General features: G+C 71.8%; 14 protein-coding genes and 3 pseudogenes. 7 read left to right on the plus strand and 10 right to left on the minus strand.

The window, feature by feature from the left end; translation table 11 throughout:
• Nucleotides 1–3: 3 nt before the first annotated feature.
• Nucleotides 4–924 (plus strand): Ppx/GppA phosphatase family protein, encoded by a 921-nt coding sequence (locus tag BLQ67_RS16180; protein ID WP_092507004.1) that lies wholly within the window; start codon nt 4–6, stop codon nt 922–924.
• Between the two features lie 33 nt (nt 925–957).
• Here BLQ67_RS16180 and BLQ67_RS16185 read toward each other — a convergent pair whose 3' ends face one another.
• Nucleotides 958–1,869, minus strand: a complete 912-nt coding sequence (locus BLQ67_RS16185; RefSeq protein WP_092506672.1) for a heme o synthase — start codon at nt 1,867–1,869, stop codon at nt 958–960.
• 146 nt (nt 1,870–2,015) lie between these two features.
• On the opposite strand from BLQ67_RS16185, the gene tkt reads away from it, so the two are divergent.
• Genes tkt through pgl form a run of 6 tightly spaced genes read left to right on the plus strand, consistent with a single transcriptional unit; the run spans nt 2,016 to nt 10,080 of the window.
• On the plus strand, nt 2,016–4,151 hold the full coding sequence (gene tkt / locus BLQ67_RS16190) for a transketolase (protein WP_092506673.1): 2,136 nt from the start codon (nt 2,016–2,018) through the stop codon (nt 4,149–4,151).
• Between the two features lie 5 nt (nt 4,152–4,156).
• Entirely contained in the window at nt 4,157–5,272 is a 1,116-nt protein-coding gene (gene tal, locus BLQ67_RS16195) for a transaldolase (RefSeq protein WP_092507005.1), read from the plus strand.
• On the plus strand, nt 5,269–6,858 hold the full coding sequence (locus tag BLQ67_RS16200) for a glucose-6-phosphate isomerase (RefSeq protein ID WP_092506674.1): 1,590 nt from the start codon (nt 5,269–5,271) through the stop codon (nt 6,856–6,858). The genes tal and BLQ67_RS16200 overlap by 4 nt, the downstream gene beginning before the upstream one ends.
• Nucleotides 6,855–8,390: a glucose-6-phosphate dehydrogenase gene (zwf, locus tag BLQ67_RS16205; RefSeq protein WP_092506675.1), complete on the plus strand. Its 1,536-nt coding sequence runs from the start codon at nt 6,855–6,857 to the stop codon at nt 8,388–8,390. The genes BLQ67_RS16200 and zwf overlap by 4 nt, the downstream gene beginning before the upstream one ends.
• Nucleotides 8,387–9,364 (plus strand): glucose-6-phosphate dehydrogenase assembly protein OpcA, encoded by a 978-nt coding sequence (locus BLQ67_RS16210; RefSeq protein ID WP_092501421.1) that lies wholly within the window; start codon nt 8,387–8,389, stop codon nt 9,362–9,364. The genes zwf and BLQ67_RS16210 overlap by 4 nt, the downstream gene beginning before the upstream one ends.
• The gene (gene pgl / locus BLQ67_RS16215) at nt 9,361–10,080 is read left to right on the plus strand and encodes a 6-phosphogluconolactonase (RefSeq protein ID WP_092506676.1); all 720 of its coding nucleotides are present in this window, start codon (nt 9,361–9,363) and stop codon (nt 10,078–10,080) included. Before BLQ67_RS16210 ends, pgl begins: the two co-directional genes overlap by 4 nt.
• A 75-nt stretch (nt 10,081–10,155) precedes the next feature.
• Here the strand turns inward: pgl and BLQ67_RS16220 are convergent, their stop codons facing one another.
• The 9 genes and pseudogenes from BLQ67_RS16220 to BLQ67_RS16260 form a co-directional block, all read right to left on the minus strand.
• Nucleotides 10,156–10,515: an RNA polymerase-binding protein RbpA gene (locus BLQ67_RS16220; RefSeq protein WP_092501422.1), complete on the minus strand. Its 360-nt coding sequence runs from the start codon at nt 10,513–10,515 to the stop codon at nt 10,156–10,158.
• Entirely contained in the window at nt 10,515–10,766 is a 252-nt protein-coding gene (gene secG, locus BLQ67_RS16225; protein ID WP_092501423.1) for a preprotein translocase subunit SecG, read from the minus strand. The genes BLQ67_RS16220 and secG overlap by 1 nt, the downstream gene beginning before the upstream one ends.
• 78 nt (nt 10,767–10,844) lie before the next feature.
• Nucleotides 10,845–11,627, minus strand: coding sequence for a triose-phosphate isomerase (gene tpiA / locus BLQ67_RS16230; protein WP_092501424.1), 783 nt, complete (start codon nt 11,625–11,627; stop codon nt 10,845–10,847).
• Nucleotides 11,621–12,832 (minus strand): phosphoglycerate kinase, encoded by a 1,212-nt coding sequence (locus BLQ67_RS16235; protein WP_092501425.1) that lies wholly within the window; start codon nt 12,830–12,832, stop codon nt 11,621–11,623. The genes tpiA and BLQ67_RS16235 overlap by 7 nt, the downstream gene beginning before the upstream one ends.
• Nucleotides 12,832–13,835 (minus strand): annotated as a pseudogene (gene gap / locus BLQ67_RS16240) (type I glyceraldehyde-3-phosphate dehydrogenase). Before gap ends, BLQ67_RS16235 begins: the two are co-directional and overlap by 1 nt.
• 75 nt (nt 13,836–13,910) lie before the next feature.
• Nucleotides 13,911–14,528: a superoxide dismutase gene (locus BLQ67_RS16245; protein ID WP_092506677.1), complete on the minus strand. Its 618-nt coding sequence runs from the start codon at nt 14,526–14,528 to the stop codon at nt 13,911–13,913.
• An 88-nt stretch (nt 14,529–14,616) separates the two neighbouring features.
• Nucleotides 14,617–15,585, minus strand: a pseudogene (gene whiA / locus BLQ67_RS16250) (DNA-binding protein WhiA); the annotation flags it as partial.
• Nucleotide 15,586: 1 nt separating this feature from the next.
• Nucleotides 15,587–16,413, minus strand: a pseudogene (rapZ, locus tag BLQ67_RS16255) (RNase adapter RapZ).
• 29 nt (nt 16,414–16,442) lie between these two features.
• On the minus strand, nt 16,443–16,719 hold a 277-nt coding region (locus BLQ67_RS16260; protein ID WP_231945100.1), incomplete at its 5' end, for a helix-hairpin-helix domain-containing protein.

The following is a 16,719-nucleotide window of genomic DNA, read 5'->3' on the forward strand; positions in this document are numbered from 1 at the left end:
AGCATGCGACTGGGCGTCCTCGACGTCGGCTCCAACACCGTGCACCTGCTCGTCGTCGACGCGGGGCCCGGTGGGCGACCCATCCCCCACCAGTCGCACAAGGTGACGATGCGCCTCATGCGCTACCTCGTCGACGGCGCGATCAGCGACGAGGGCCAGGAGGCGCTCATCGCCGCGATCCGCGAGTGCGTGGAGGTCGCGGAGTCGGTGGGGCTCGAGCAGCTGCTCGTCGTCGCGACGTCGGCGGTGCGCGAGGCCGAGAACGGCGAGGCCGTCATCGCGCGCATCGAGGCGGAGACGGGCGTCGAGCTCGACATCCTCTCCGGCGAGGACGAGGCGCGCCTCACGTTCCTCGCCGTGCGCCGCTGGTTCGGCTGGGCCGCCGGGCGCATCCTGCTGCTCGACATCGGCGGCGGCTCGCTCGAGATCGCCGTCGGCGCCGACGAGGAGCCGCAGGTCGCCCTCTCGGTGCCGCTCGGCGCCGGCCGATCGACGGTCGCGTTCCTCACCGACGACCCGCCGACCGCCGCGCAGCAGCGCGCGCTGCGCACCTACGCCAAGGGCGTGCTCGACGACGTCGTCGGCACCGTGCGCGGTGCGGGCCGTCCCGACCACGTCGTCGGCTCGTCGAAGACCATCCGATCGCTCGCACGCCTCGCGGGCAGCGTCGTGCCCGGCCTCGGCGGCGACGACCGCGTCGTGCTGCGCCGCAAGGACCTCGACGACTGGGTGCCGCGCATCGCGCGCATGGATGCCGACTCGCGCCACGCGCTGCCGGGCATCACGCCCGACCGCACGTTCCAGATCGTCGCGGGCGGCATCGTGCTGTCGGAGGCGATGCGCGCGTTCGGCGTGCGCGAGCTCGACGTGTCGCCGTGGGCGCTGCGCGAGGGCCGCCTGCTGCGGCACCTCGATCGCCTGTAGCGCGTCCGCCTGCTGGCGGATCGCCGAGCCCGGCTAGAAGGGCAGCAGCGTGTCGACCGCGACCGCGATGAACACGAGCGTCAGGTACGTGTTCGACGCGTGGAAGACGCGCATCGCGCGCGCCTCCGCGCCGCGCACCGCACGGGCGTGCAGGCCGTGCGCCTCGGCGACGAACCAGATGCCGGCGCCCAGCGCGACGACCATGTAGACGATGCCCATGCCGGCGACGGGGATGAGCAGCAGCGTGCAGGCGAGCGACGCCCACGCGTAGAGCACGACCTGGATGCCGACCGTCGTGCGGCCGCGCACGACGGCGAGCATCGGCACGTCGGCGGCGGCGTAGTCCTTGCGGTACTTCATCGACAGCGGCCAGTAGTGCGCAGGCGTCCACAGGAAGATGAGCGTGAACAGGATCCACGCGGGCCAGTCGAGCGTGCCGGTGACGCCGGCCCAGCCGATGAGCACGGGGAAGCAGCCTGCGATGCCGCCCCACACGATGTTCTGCTCGGTACGGCGCTTGAGCAGCAGCGTGTAGATGAAGACGTAGAAGCCGATGGCCGCGAGCGACAGCACGGCGGCGAGCCAGTGCGCGAACACTGCGAGCACGGCGGTCGAGACGACGGTGAGCGTCCACGCGAACACCGTCGCCTGCCGCGGCGTCAGTGCACCCGTGACGAGCGGACGCCCCTGCGTGCGCTGCATGACCGCGTCGATGTCGCGGTCGATGATCATGTTGAACGCGTTCGCGGCGCCAGCCGAGAGGAAGCCACCGACGAGCGTCGCGACCAGCGTGACGGGGTTCGGGATGCCGTCGGCAGCGAGGAACATCGTCGGCAGCGCCGTGACGAGCAGCAGCTCGATGACCCGCGGCTTCGTCAGTGCGACGTACGCCTTCGCGCGGTCGGCGAGACGCGCTCGATCGGAGCGGTGGGCGGTGGCGGTCATGACCCTCGGATGCGTCGCAGGCGGCATGTGACGGTCCGAGTCTATCGGGCCGCAAGGGCCACTCGTGAGCATGCCGCGGTCACTATGCTCGAACACGTCGCACCACCAGAAGCATCGGCCCTGCCACGCCGTGGGGCCGCTCCCGCATGGAAGGGCCCGCATTGACGCTCGAATGGACTGAGACCGACGCGAAGGCCGTGGACACGGCCCGCATCCTCGCCGCCGACTCCGTGGAGAAGGCCGGTCACGGCCACCCCGGCACGGCGATGAGCCTCGCACCGGCTGCGTACCTGCTGTTCCAGAAGGTCATGGACCGCGATCCCGCCGACCACGCCTGGCTCGGCCGCGACCGCTTCATCCTCTCGGCCGGCCACTCGTCGATCACGCAGTACGTGCAGCTGTTCCTCGCAGGCGACGGCCTCGAGCTCGCCGACCTGCAGGCGCTGCGCACGTGGGGCTCGAAGACCCCCGGCCACCCCGAGTTCGGCCACACCGCCGGCGTCGAGATCACGACCGGCCCGCTGGGCCAGGGCCTCGCCTCCGCCGTCGGCTTCGCCTACGCGCAGCGCTTCGAGCGCGCGCTGCTCGACCCCGACACGGCCGACGGCGAGAGCCCGTTCGACCACTACACGTACGTGATCGCCGGCGACGGCGACCTGCAGGAGGGCGTCACGAGCGAGGCCGGCTCGCTCGCAGGCCGCCAGGAGCTCGGTCGCCTCATCGCGATCTACGACTCCAACCAGATCTCGATCGAGGACGACACGGACGTCGCGTTCACCGAGGACGTCAAGGCTCGCTACGAGGCCTACGGCTGGCAGGTGCTCGAGGTCGACTGGCGCTCGGGCGACCCGGCCGACGACGCCGACTACCACGAGGACCTCCCGGCCCTCCACGCCGCGATCGAGGCCGGCAAGGCCGAGACCACGAAGCCGACGCTCATCGTGCTGCGCACGATCATCGGCTGGCCGGCCCCCACGAAGCGCAACACGGGCAAGATCCACGGCTCGAAGCTCGGCGCCGAGGAGCTCGCGGCGACGAAGGAGCTCGTGGGCTTCGACCCCGAGCAGCACTTCGCGCTGCCCGAGGGCGTGCTCGAGCACTCGCGCGGCAACGCCGCCGAGCGCGCGAAGGCCGCACGTGCCGCATGGCAGCCGCGCTTCGACGCGTGGGCTGCCGCGAACCCCGAGGGCAAGGCGCTGCTCGAGCGCCTCGAGTCCGGCGCGCTCCCCGAGGGCGTCGAGGATGCGCTGCCCGTGTTCGAGGCCGGCAAGGACCTCGCGACGCGCGCAGCGAGCGGCAAGGTCATCAACGCCCTCGCCGGCGTGATCCCCGAGCTGTGGGGCGGCTCGGCCGACCTCGCCGAGTCGAACAACACGACGATCGAGGGTGGCGGCTCGTTCCTGCCCGCGGGCTCGGGCACCAAGGAGTTCCCGACCGCCTCGTTCGCAGGCCGCACGCTGCACTTCGGCATCCGCGAGCACGCGATGGCGGCGATCCTCAACGGCATCGTGCTGCACGGCCCGACGCGTCCGTTCGGCGGCACCTTCCTGATCTTCAGCGACTACCAGCGCCCCGCGCTGCGCCTCGCGGCCCTCATGGGCGTGCACCCCATCCACGTGTGGACGCACGACTCCATCGCCCTCGGCGAGGACGGCCCGACGCACCAGCCGATCGAGCAGCTCGCGACGCTGCGCGCGATCCCCGGCTTCGACGTCGTGCGCCCGTCGGACGCCAACGAGACCGCGTGGGCGTGGAAGACGATCCTCGAGCGCAAGCACAAGCCCGTCGGCATCGCGCTCACGCGCCAGCCGATCCCCACGTTCGAGCGCGGCGAGGGCGCGGCGACCGCCGACACGTTCGCAGCCGCGTCGAACGTCGCGAAGGGCGCGTACACGCTCGTCGATGCGTCGACCGAGACCCCTGAGCTCATCCTCATCGGCACGGGCTCCGAGGTGCAGATCGCCGTGGCCGCCCGCGAGGTGCTCGAGGCGGAGGGCATCGGCGTGCGCGTCGTCGCCGCTCCGAGCCTCGAGTGGTTCGCCGAGCAGTCGGCCGAGTACCGCGAGTCGGTGCTGCCGAAGGCCGTGAAGGCGCGCGTGTCGGTCGAGGCCGGCTCCGTGCTGACCTGGGCGGGCATCGTCGGCGACGCCGGCCGCTCGGTGGGCATCGACCACTTCGGCGCCAGCGCCGACTACCAGACCCTGTTCCGCGAGTTCGGACTCACGCACGAGGCCGTCGTGGCCGCCGCGCGCGAGTCGCTCGCCGCCACCAAGGAGGCGTGAGCACCATGACCGAATCCACGAAGGCACTCAGCGACGTCGGCGTCAGCATCTGGCTCGACGACCTGTCGCGCGAGCGCATCGAGACCGGCAACCTGCAGGAGCTCATCGAGACGCGCGACGTCGTCGGCGTCACGACGAACCCGTCGATCTTCGCCGCAGCGCTCGCGAACGGCGAGCGCTACGCCGCTCGCCTCGCCGAGCTCAAGGGCGAGGGTGCAGACGTCCACGAGGTCATCCGCGCCCTCACGACCGAGGACGTCGCCGCCGCGTGCGACATCTTCCAGCCGATCTACGCCGCGACGAGCGGCATCGACGGCCGCGTGTCGATCGAGGTGTCGCCGAACCTCGCGTTCGACACCGAGGGCACGGTCGCGGAGGCCAAGGAGCTGCACGAGCGCGTCGCCAAGGAGAATGTGCTCATCAAGATCCCCGCGACGAAGCAGGGCCTCGAGGCCATCGCCGCGACGATCGGCGCCGGCATCAGCGTCAACGTCACGCTGATCTTCTCGCTCGACCGCTACCGCGACGTCATCAACGCCTACCTCACGGGCCTCGAGCGCGCGCAGCAGGCGGGCCACGACCTCTCGACGATCCACTCGGTCGCCTCGTTCTTCGTGTCGCGCGTCGACACCGAGATCGACAAGCGCCTCGACGCGATCGGCACCGAGGAGGCCACGGCGCTCAAGTCGAAGGCGGGCGTCGCGAACGCGCGCCTCGCCTACGGCGTCTGGCAGGAGGCGTTCTCGTCGGAGCGCGCGCAGACGCTGCTCGCCGCCGGCGCCAACGCGCAGCGCGCGCTGTGGGCCTCGACGGGCGTCAAGGACCCGTCGCTGCCCGACACGCTGTACGTCACGGAGCTCGCAGCGCCCGAGACCGTCAACACGATGCCCGAGAAGACGCTCGAGGCGCTCGCCGACCACGGCGTCGTGACGGGCGACGAGATCACGGCCAACGTCGAGTCCGCACAGGGCGTGCTCGACGCCGTCGAGGCGCAGGGCGTCTCGTACGTCGAGGTCACCGAGCTGCTCGAGCGCGAGGGCGTCGACAAGTTCATCGCCTCGTGGGACGAGCTCGTCGAGACCGTCCGCGGCCAGCTCGCGCAGGCGGGAGGTGCGGCATGAGCTTCGTGCTCCACGCCACCGGCGCCGCGCAGGAGGCCATCGACCGCGTCGTGCCGCAGCTCGTGGCCGACGGCGTCGCGGGCCGCATCGCCGCGAAGGACTCGACGCTCTGGGGCGAGGCCGCCGAGGCCGAGGCATCGAAGCGCCTCGGCTGGATCGACGCCGCCTCGAACACGCGCGGCCTCGTCGACGACGTGCTCGAGCTCAAGGCCGACCTGGCGGCGAAGGGCGTCGACCGCTTCGCCCTCGCTGGCATGGGCGGCTCGTCGCTCGCGCCCGAGGTCATCACGCGCACGTTCGGCGTGCACCTCACGGTGCTCGACTCGACCGAGCCCGGCCAGGTGCTCACGGCCCTGCGCGACGAGCTCGAGCGCACCGCGATCGTCGTCTCGTCGAAGTCGGGCTCGACGCTCGAGACCGACTCCGCGAAGCGCGTCTTCGAGCAGTGGTACCGCGAGGCGGGCATCGACCCGACCGAGCGCATCATCGTCGTGACCGACCCGGGCAGCCCGCTCGACGGCGCCGCGCGCGCGGCGGGCTACCGCGTCTTCAACGCCGACCCGAACGTCGGTGGCCGCTACTCGGCGCTCACGGCCTTCGGCATCGTCCCGTCGGCCCTCGCGGGCGTCGACGTCGCCGAGCTGCTCGACGAGGCGGAGGCGGCCCTGCCGCTCGTCTCGGAGGACGACGAGTCGAACCCGGGCCTCCAGCTCGGCGCCGTGCTCGCCGGCACGAAGCCGCTCAAGGACTACATCGGGATCGTCGCCGACGGCACGCACATCGTCGGCTTCGCCGACTGGGCCGAGCAGCTCATCGCCGAGTCGACGGGCAAGCAGGGCACGGGCGTGCTGCCCGTGGTGCTCGACGTCGACGCAGCCGAGCTCGGCGAGGACCTCGCCGACCTGCAGGTCATCCGCGTCGTCGGCTCGCGCGCCGAGGCGCGCGAGGTCGCTGCCGGCGAGGTCGAGGTCGCCGGCACGCTCGGCGCCCAGCTGCTGGTGTGGGAGTTCGCGACGGCCGTCGCCGGACGCCTGCTCGGCATCGACCCGTTCGACCAGCCCGACGTCGAGTCGGCCAAGGACGCCGCGCGAGGCCTGCTGGAGGACCTCGCTCCCCCGGCGCCCGCGACGGTCGTCGACGGCTCGATCGAGCTGCGCGGCTCCGTCTCGGGCGACACGCTCGAGTCGTCGCTCGACGCGCTGCTCGCCGCGATCCCCGCCGACGGCTACCTCGCGGTGCACACGTACCTCGACCGCCTCGGCGAGGAGCGATTCGCGACGCTCCGCGACCTGCTCGCGGCACGCACGCAGCGCCCCGTCACGTTCGGCTGGGGTCCGCGCTTCCTGCACTCGACCGGCCAGTACCACAAGGGCGGCAAGCCCGTGGGCGTGTTCCTGCAGATCCTCGGCACCCCCGCCGAGGACCTCGAGATCCCCGAGCGCCCGTTCACGTTCGGCCAGCTGCTGCAGGCGCAGGCTGGCGGCGACGCCGCCGTGCTCGCGGGCCACGACCGCCCCGTGCTCACGCTGACGCTGACCGACCTCGACGACGGGTACCGCCGCCTGGCCACCGCAGCCGCCGCATGAGCGCTCCGGCGGGCTGGTCGAATCCGCTGCGCGACGCGTCGGACCTCCGTCTGACGCGCATCCCCGAGCCGAACGCGCTCGTGCTGTTCGGCGTCACGGGCGACCTCGCGCAGAAGAAGCTGCTGCCGGCGATCTACGACCTCGCCAACCGCGGCCTGCTGCCGCCCGGCTTCTCGCTCGTCGGCTACGGCCGTCGCGAGTGGGATGCCGAGGCGTTCCGCGGCGTCGTCGAGAAGGCCGTGCGCGCCCACGCGCGCACGCCCTTCCGCGAGGACGTGTTCGCGCAGCTCGCCGAGGGCTTCCGCTTCGTGCAGGGAGACTTCGACGACGACGCGGCGTTCGACCGGCTCGCCGAGACGCTCCGCGAGCTCGACGACGCGCGCGGCACCATGGGCAACTACGCCTTCTACCTGTCGATCCCGCCCGGGCAGTTCCCGGTCGTGACGCAGCAGCTGAAGCGCTCGGGCGTCGCGACGAGCGACGAGTCGTGGCGCCGCGTCGTCATCGAGAAGCCGTTCGGCCACGACCTCGCCTCGGCGAGGGACCTCGCGTCGGTCGTCGACTCGGTCTTCCCGCCCGACAGCGTGTTCCGCATCGACCACTACCTCGGCAAGGAGACGGTCCAGAACATCCTCGCCCTCAGGTTCGCGAACAACCTGTGGGAGCCGATCTGGAACGCCAACTACATCGACCACGTGCAGATCACGATGGCCGAGGACATCGGCGTGGGTGGCCGTGCGGGCTACTACGACGGCATCGGCGCCGCGCGCGACGTCATCCAGAACCACCTGCTGCAGCTCTTCGCCCTCACGGCGATGGAGGAGCCGGTGTCGTTCGACGCCGTCGACCTGCGCACCGAGAAGGAGAAGGTGCTCTCGGCCGCCCGCATCCCGGGCGACCTGGACGCCTCGACCGCACGCGGCCAGTACGCGGGCGGCTGGCAGGGCGGCACGCAGGTGACGGGCTTCCTCGACGAGGACGGCATGGCAGAGGACTCGGCCACCGAGACCTACGCCGCCATCACGCTCGAGGTCGACAACCGCCGCTGGGCGGGCGTGCCCTTCTACCTGCGCGCCGGCAAGCGCCTCGGCCGACGCGTCACCGAGATCGCGATCGTCTTCAAGCGCGCGTCGCAGTACCTGTTCCCCGAGACGGCGACGCAGTCGATGGGCGAGAACGCCCTCGTCATCCGCGTGCAGCCCGACGAGGGCACCTCGCTGCGCTTCGGCTCGAAGGTGCCGGGATCCGGCATGCACGTGCGCGACGTCACGATGGACTTCGGCTACGGCCACGCGTTCACCGAGGAGTCGCCCGAGGCGTACGAGCGCCTCATCCTCGACGTGCTGCTCGGCGACCCGCCCCTGTTCCCGCAGGCGCGCGAGGTCGAGCTGTCGTGGGCGATCCTCGACCCCGTCGAGGAGCACTGGGCCGCCGTCGGCAGCCCGCTCGAGCAGTACGCACCGGGCTCCTGGGGGCCCGCGAGCGCCGACGCCATGCTGCGTCGCACCAACAGGCATTGGAGGCGCCCGTGATCGTCACGCTCGAGGGCACGACGACGAGCGCGATCCAGCGCCGACTCATCGAGATCCGCGAGGAGGGCGGCGTGCTCGCCCTCGGGCGCGTGCTCACGCTCGTCATCCACACGCATCTCGGCGAGGAGGAGGACGCGATCGCGGCCGCCAACGAGGCGAGCCGCGAGCACCCCATGCGCGTGCTCGTCGTGTCGCGGTCGATCGACGAGATCGCCGCGACCGAGGAGCCGCGCCTCGACGCCGAGATCCGCGTCGGCGGCGACGCCGGCGCCAGCGAGGTCGTGCTGCTGCAGTGCTACGGCGAGGTCGGCGCGCACCTCATCGGCGTCGTGCAGGGCCTCCTGCTGCCCGATGCGCCCGTCGTCGCGTGGTGGCCGCACCGCATGCCCGAGCACCCCGCATCCGCGCAGCTCGGCGCGCTCGCGCAGCGCCGCATCACCGACTCGGCACGCCAGGAGGACCCCCGCACGGTGCTCCGCGGCCTCGCCGAGGGCTACGAGCCCGGCGACACGGACCTCGCGTGGACGCGCGTCACGAACTGGCGCGCCCAGCTCGCGGCCGTGCTCGACCAGCCGCCGTACGAGCCCGTGATCCACGCGCGCGTCACCGGCGCGCTGCGCAGCCCGTCGGTGCACCTCATGGCGGCCTGGCTGCGCCTGCGCCTCGGCGTCGACGTCGACGTGTCGTCGCGCGCCGACGGCCCGCTCGGCTCGAGCGGCCTGTCGTCGGTCACGCTCACGCGGGCGTCGGGCGACGCGACGCTCACGCGCATCCGTCCGTCGACGGGTCTGCTGCAGATCCCCGGCCAGCCCGACCACGAGGTCGCGTTGTCGCACCGGCAGCTGCGCGACCAGCTCGCGGAGGAGCTGCGCAGGCTCGACCCCGACGAGATGTACCACCAGGTGCTCGAGGCGATCCGCATCTCGGGCACGGCGGGCACGAGCGTGCCCGCGCCCGAGGGAGGCAGCCGATGAGTCGCGAGCTCGTGATCCACGCCGACCGCGCCGCGCTCGTCGCCGAGACCGCCGACCGCTTCGCGGCGACGATCACGGCGGTGCTCGCCGAGCAGGACGAGTGCCACGTCGCCCTCACGGGCGGCTCCGTCGGCATCGAGCTGCTCGCCGCGCTGCGCGGTCGCGCGCTCGACTGGGCGCGCATCCACTGCTGGTGGGGCGACGAGCGCTTCGTCGCCGCCGCCGACGGCGACCGCAACGCGCTGCAGGCGCGCGAGGCGCTGCTCGACCACGTCGACATCCCCGCGGCGAACGTGCATGAGCTGCCCGCATCCGATGCGGGGCTCGACCTCGACGCCGCGGCGATCGCTGCGACGGCCGAGCTCGGCGATCGCGTGCTCGACCTCGTGCTGCTGGGCATGGGACCCGACGCGCACGTCGCGTCGCTCTTCCCCGGCCACGACGGCACCGACGTCGAGGGGGCGGGCGTCATCGCCGTGCGCGACTCCCCCAAGCCGCCGCCCGAGCGCCTGAGCCTCACGTTCGACGCGCTCAACCGCGCCCCGCGCGTGTGGCTCGTCGTCGCGGGCGACGACAAGGCGTCGGCCCTCGCCCTCGCCATGTCGACGGCCGACCGGCACGAGGTGCCCGCAGCGGGCGTGCACGGCACGCGCGAGACGCGCTACCTCGTCGACCGCGCCGCGGCGTCGCTGCTCCCCGACGGCATGCTCGACTGAGCACCGTCCATCCGGACACGACGAAGGCCCCGCATCCAGCGGATGCGGGGCCTTCGTCGTTGCGCGTGACGCGGGTCAGGAAGCCTGACCGCGGCGGGCGCGCAGCTTCTGCAGCGCCTCCTCGAGCAGCTGCTCCGCCTCCTCGGGCGTGCGGCGCTCCTTCACGTACGCGAGGTGCGTCTTGTAGGGCTCGGCCTTCGAGACCTGCGGGGGTGCATCCTTGTCGCGGCCGGCGGGCAGACCCGTCGACGGCGAGTCGATGACCTCGGGGATCTCGTCCTCGGGCAGGTCGGCCGCGAAGTAGCGCACCGTCTCGTTGCCCGCGGCGTCCCAGTAGGACACCGCCACGCGCTCGGCGTGGAAGCCGCGGTCCTGCTCGCCCATGGGGCCCGCGCCGACGCGCGAGCCGCGGATGGCGCTGCCGCCGGAGGCCATCAGCCGGCTCCGTTGAAGCGCGTGATGACGCCGAGCACCGTGATCGACGTGATCCAGGTGAGCACGAACGTCACCGTCAGGATGTTCAGGTTGCGCTCGGCGACGCCCGACGAGCCCATCGACGACGAGATGCCGCCGCCGAACATGTCGGACAGGCCGCCACCGCGGCCCTTGTGCAGCAGGATGAGCAGCGTCAGCAGCACCGACGTGATGCCGAGGATCACCTGCATGATGATCTGGAGGATCTCCACGTTCACCTCTCGTGGGAAGTCTGGACGATCGGTCAGTCTACCGCAGTGCCGGGGTCTCCCCCGGCGCCGCGGCGCGCGTCACGTGCCGACGTGATGCGTGAAGCGACTGATGGCGGCGAACTCGACCGGGTCGAGGCTCGCACCGCCGACGAGCGCGCCGTCGACGTCGGGCTGGCGCATGAAGCCTGCGATGTTCGCCGACTTCACCGAGCCGCCGTAGAGGATGCGCGTCGACTCGGCTGCCTCGGCGCCGCGGACGTCGGCGATGGCGGCGCGGATCGCGGCGCACACCTCCTGCGCCTGCTCCGCCGTCGCGGCCTGGCCGGAGCCGATGGCCCACACGGGCTCGTACGCGACGACGACGTCGCCTGCGGGCAGGTCGGCGAGGATCGTGCGGATCTGCTGCACCGGCACCGCGGAGGCGCCGTGCTGCTCGAGGTCCTCGGCCGTCTCGCCGATGCAGATGACCGGCGTCACCCCGTGGCGCAGCGCTGCAGCCGACTTGCGGCCGATGAGCTCGTCGGTCTCGCCGTGGATCTGGCGACGCTCCGAGTGGCCCACGAGCACGTACTGGCAGTCGAGACGCGCGAGGAACACGGGGCTGATCTCGCCCGTGTACGCGCCGGAGTCGTGCTCGGACACGTCCTGGCCGCCGTAGGCCAGATCGAAGCGCTCGGCCGCGACGAGCGACTGCACGCTGCGCAGGTCGGTGAAGGGCGGGAAGACCGCGACCTCCGCGTCCTTCGTGTCGTGCTTCGCGTCCTGCAGCGTCCAGGCGAGCTTCTGCACCACCCGGATCGCGTCCAGGTGGTCGAGGTTCATCTTCCAGTTGCCTGCGATGAGCGGGGTACGGGTCACCATCCGAGTGCCTCCAGTCCTGGCAGCCGCTTGCCCTCGAGGAACTCGAGGCTCGCACCGCCGCCGGTCGAGATGTGGTCGAAGTCGGAGTCTGCGAAGCCGAGCCTGCGCACCGCGGCCGCGGAATCCCCGCCGCCGACGACTCCGAGGCCATCGACCTCGGTGAGCGCCTGCGCGACGGCCTTCGTGCCCGCTGCGAACGCCGGCATCTCGAACACGCCCATCGGGCCGTTCCAGAACACCGTGCGGGATGCCGCGATGCGGGCGGCGAAGTCTGCGGCCGTGGTCGGGCCGATGTCGAGGCCGATGCCGGCGGCGCCGAAGGCGCTCGACTCGATGGCGGAGGCTTCGACGGTCTCGTGCGCGGCGTCGGCGTCGAACGCCTCCGCGACGACGACGTCCGTCGGCAGCACGATCTCGACGCCGGAGGCCTCGGCCTGGTGGAGGTAGCCGCGCACGGTCTCGAGCTGGTCGACCTCGAGCAGGCTCTTGCCGACGCCGTGGCCCTGGGCCGCGAGGAACGTGAAGAGCATGCCGCCACCGACGAGCAGCTGGTCGACGCGCGGCAGCAGGTGCTCGATCACGCCGAGCTTGTCGGAGACCTTCGAGCCGCCGAGCACGACCGTGTACGTGTGCTCGGGCGACTCGGTGAGGCGCGACAGCACGTCGAGCTCGCCCGCGACGAGGAGGCCGGCGGCGCTCGGCACGAGGCTCGCGACCTCGTAGACGCTCGCCTGCTTCCGGTGCACGACGCCGAAGCCGTCGGACACGAACGCGTCCGCGCCGTCGACGAGCTGCGCGGCGAAGGCCGCGCGTTCGGCCTCGTCCTTGCTCGTCTCCCGCGCGTCGAAGCGCAGGTTCTCGAGCAGCACGATGCCGCCGTCGGTCAGCGCGGCGCGCTTGGCGGCCGCATCCTCGCCGACGGTGTCGGTCGCGAACGCGACCGGGGTGCCGAGCAGCTCGCCGAGCCGCTCGGCGACCGGCGCCAGCGAGAACGCCGGGTTCGGCGAGCCGTCCGGACGCCCGAGGTGGGACATCGCCACGACCTTCGCGCCGGCATCCAGCAGATGGCGCAGCGTCGGCACGGAGGCCGCGATGCGGCCCTCGTCGCCGATGACGCCGTCCTTCAGCGGCACGTTGAGGTCGCACCGCACCAGCACGGTGCGGCCGGCGAGGTCCCCGAGGGACTCGAGCGTCCGGACCGGCATCAGAGCTTCGCGCCGACGTAGCTCGTCAGGTCGACGAGGCGGTTCGAGTAGCCCCACTCGTTGTCGTACCAGGACGACACCTTCACGAGGTTGCCGATGACCGACGTCAGGCCCGAGTCGTAGATCGACGAGTGCGGGTTGCCCTGGATGTCGCTCGAGACGAGCGGCTCGTCCGAGTACTGCAGGATGCCCTTGAGCGGGCCCTCGGCGGCGGCGCGGTACGCGTCGTTGATCTCCTCGACCGTGAGGCCGTCGCGCGTCACGAGCGTCAGGTCGACGATCGAGCCCGTGGGCACGGGCACGCGGTACGACGAGCCGTCGAGCAGGCCGTTGAGCTGCGGCAGCACGAGGCCGATGGCCTTCGCGGCACCCGTCGACGTCGGCACGATGTTGATCGCGGCGCCGCGTGCGCGACGGAGGTCCTTGTGCGGGCCGTCCTGCAGGTTCTGGTCGGCCGTGTAGGCGTGCGCCGTCATCATGAAGCCGCGTTCGATGCCGAAGGCCTCGTGGAACACGCCCGCGAGCGGTGCGAGGCAGTTCGTCGTGCACGAGGCGTTCGAGATGACGTGGTCGTTGGCCGGGTCGTAGTCGCCCTCGTTGATGCCCATGACGAACGTCGGGGCCGGGTCGGACGCCGGGGCCGAGATGATGACCTTCTTCGCGCCGGCCTCGATGTGCTGGCCGGCCTGGCCACCTTCGTGAAGATGCCGGTCGACTCGATGACGACGTCGGCGCCGAGGTCGCCCCACGGCAGCGCCTTCGGGTCGCGCTCTGCGAGGGCCTGGAACGTCTGGTCGCCGACCGTGATCGACGAGCCGTCGCTGTGGACGGGGACGTCGAGGACGCCGCCGACGGAGTCGTACTTGAGGAGGTGCGCGAGCGTCGCGTTGTCGGTGAGGTCGTTCACGCCGACGATCTCGATGTCGGCGCCCTGCTCGAGCGCCGCGCGGAGGAAGTTGCGACCGATGCGGCCGAAGCCGTTGATGCCAACCTTGGTGGTCATTCCTGCTCCCTGGGGGTGGGGTGGGGGTGATGCGGGAGGCCCGGCTCTCTCGTTCCGAGCCTCCCGCGGGGTGGTTCAGAGGGTGATGAGGCCCTGGGTCTTCGTGCGAGCGGCCTCGAAGCGCGCCTGCGCGTCCTGCCAGTTCACGATGTTCCAGAACGCCTTCACGTAGTCCGCCTTGACGTTGAGGTAGTCGAGGTAGAACGCGTGCTCCCACATGTCGAGCATGAGGATGGGCTGCGTGCCGACGGGCACGTTGCCCTGCTGGTCGAACAGCTGGAACACGTTGAGGCGCTCGGCGAGCGAGTCCCACGCGAGCACCGACCATCCGGAGCCCTGGATGGCCGTGGCGTTCGCGGCGAAGTGCGCCTGGAACTTCGCGTAGTCCCCGAAGAACTCGGCGATCGCGGCCGACAGCTCGCCCTCGGGCTCGCCGCCGCCGTCGCCGGCCAGGTTGTTCCAGAAGATCGTGTGGTTCGTGTGGCCGCCGAGGTGGAACGCGAGGTCCTTCTCGAGCTTGTTGATGCCACCGAAGTCGCCGGCGTCACGCGCAGCGGCGAGGCCGTCGAGGGCCGCGTTGGCACCGTCGACGTACGCCTTGTGGTGCTTGTCGTGGTGCAGCTCCATGATCTTGGCGCTGATGTGCGGCTCGAAGGAGTCGTACGGCAGCTCGGGCAGGGTGTAGACGGTCATGCGTGTCTCCTTCGATCGTCGATGGGCATTCGCGTACGTCTCGTACAGCGATCCTAGTCGCGCGGATGTTCCCGCGACGGGGCCTTGAGATGCGGCTCAGTCGAGCTCGGGGACGCGCCTCGGTGTCGGGGATGCCCCGATCCTCGGCCGTCTTGTCGGCGAGCGCGAGCAGGCGACGGATGCGGCCGGCGACGGCGTCCTTCGTCATCGGCGGGTCGGCGCGACGACCGAGGTCGTCGAGCGACGCGTCGCGGTGGTCGAGACGCAGGCGACCCGCGTACGCGAGGTGCTCGGGCGTCTCGTCGCCCAGGATCTCGAGGGCGCGCTCGACGCGCGCGCACGCCGCGACCGCCGCCTGCGCGCTGCGGCGCAGGTTCGCGTCGTCGAAGTTGACGAGGCGGTTCGCGTTCGCGCGCACCTCGCGCTGCTGGCGCAGCTGCATCCACGACTCGACGGTGTCGCTCGCGCCCATGGCGGAGAGCAGGCGCGAGATCGGCTCGGTGTCGCGCACGATGACGCGGTGCACGCCGCGCACCTCGCGCGACTTCGCGGGCACGCCGAGGCGCTGCGCGCGCCGACGATGGCCATGGCCGCCTCGCTGCCCGGGCTCGCGATCTCGAGCGCCGCCGATCGGCCGGGGTCGGTGAGCGAGCCGTGCGCGAGGAACGCGCCGCGCCACACGGCGGCGAGGTCCTCGAGCGAGCCCGTCGTGAGGCGGTTCGGCAGGCCGCGCACCGGGCGACGGCGAGCGTCGAGCAGGCCCGTCTGCCGGGCGAGCGTCTCGCCCTGCGCCACGACGCGCACGAGGTACGCGCGCTGGCGCGAGCCGCCCGAGATCACCGCGATCTCGGCACGCACCCCGTAGAGGTCGAGCAGGTCGCGTCCCAGGCGGCGCGCGATGGCGGCGGACTCGACCTCTCTCCACCGCCACGCGGCCGGAGATGACGTGGAGCCCGCCCGAGAAGCGCAGCAGGGAGGCGACCTCCGCTGCTCGCGCTTGCGGTCGCTGCACGCGCACGCGTGCGAGCTCCTCCTTGACGTCGTGCGTCAGGGTCACGTCACTCCCTTCCCAGGTCTCGGTGCTGCACCGTCACCGACACGCCGGAGTCGGCGAGGCGGGCGGCGAGATGCTCGGACATCGCCACGGAGCGGTGCTTGCCGCCCGTGCATCCGATGCCGAGCACGGCGTATCGCTTGTTCTCGCGGGCGTAGCCGGCCAGGACCGGCCGGAGCGCCTCGAGGTACGCGTCGGCGAACTCCGACGCGCCCTCCTGCGCGAGCACGTAGTCACGGACCGCCTCGTCGAGGCCCGTGTGCGACTTGAGCTCCGGCTGCCAGAACGGGTTCGGCAGGAAGCGCATGTCGGCGATGAGGTCGGCGTCCGGCGGCGTGCCGTACTTGAAGCCGAAGGAGAGCACGGTCAGGCGCACCTGATCCTCGCGGTCGCGCGAGAAGCGATCGCGCACGCGGTTCGTGAGCTCGTGGACGTTGATGTCGCTCGTGTCGAGCAGCACGTCGGCGACGTCGCGGATGCCCGAGAGGCGCGCGCGCTCGGTGCGGATGCCGTCGAGGATCGTGCCGTCCCCTGCAGCGGATGCGGGCGGCGCACGGCCTCGAAGCGGCGCACGAGCGTCGCGTCGGAGGCCTCGAGGTACACGACCGTGATCGGCATCTCGGTGCGGAGCGTCTCGATGAGGCGCATGGCGTCGTCGAAGAGCACGCCACCGCGCACGTCGACGACGATCGCGAGGCGCTGCAGCTGCTCGGACGCGGCGGGCACGAGATCGACGAGCTGGCGCAGCATGACGGGCGGCAGGTTGTCGACCACGTAGTAGCCGAGATCCTCGAGTGCGTTCGCGACAGTGGATCGACCAGCACCCGACATGCCGGTGATGATGAGCACCTCGCGCGCAGTCACGATCCCCCTCGTCCTTCGTCCTCCACCGTATCGGTTCTCAGGGAGGTGAAGACCTGCTCGGCGAGCCCCGGACCGAAGCCCTGCACCTCGGCGATCTGCTCGGGCGAGGCTGCACGGACCCGCTTCGCGGAGCCGAAGTGCTTGAGCAGCCTGCGCACGCGCTCCTCCCCCAGGCCCGGGATCGCCGAGAGCTCGCTCTGGATCGCGCTCGAGCGCTGCTGGCGCTGGAACGTGATGGCGAAGCGGTGCGCCTCGTCGCGCAGGCGCTGCACG

This window comes from Agrococcus jejuensis (assembly GCF_900099705.1).
Taxonomy (GTDB): domain Bacteria; phylum Actinomycetota; class Actinomycetes; order Actinomycetales; family Microbacteriaceae; genus Agrococcus; species Agrococcus jejuensis.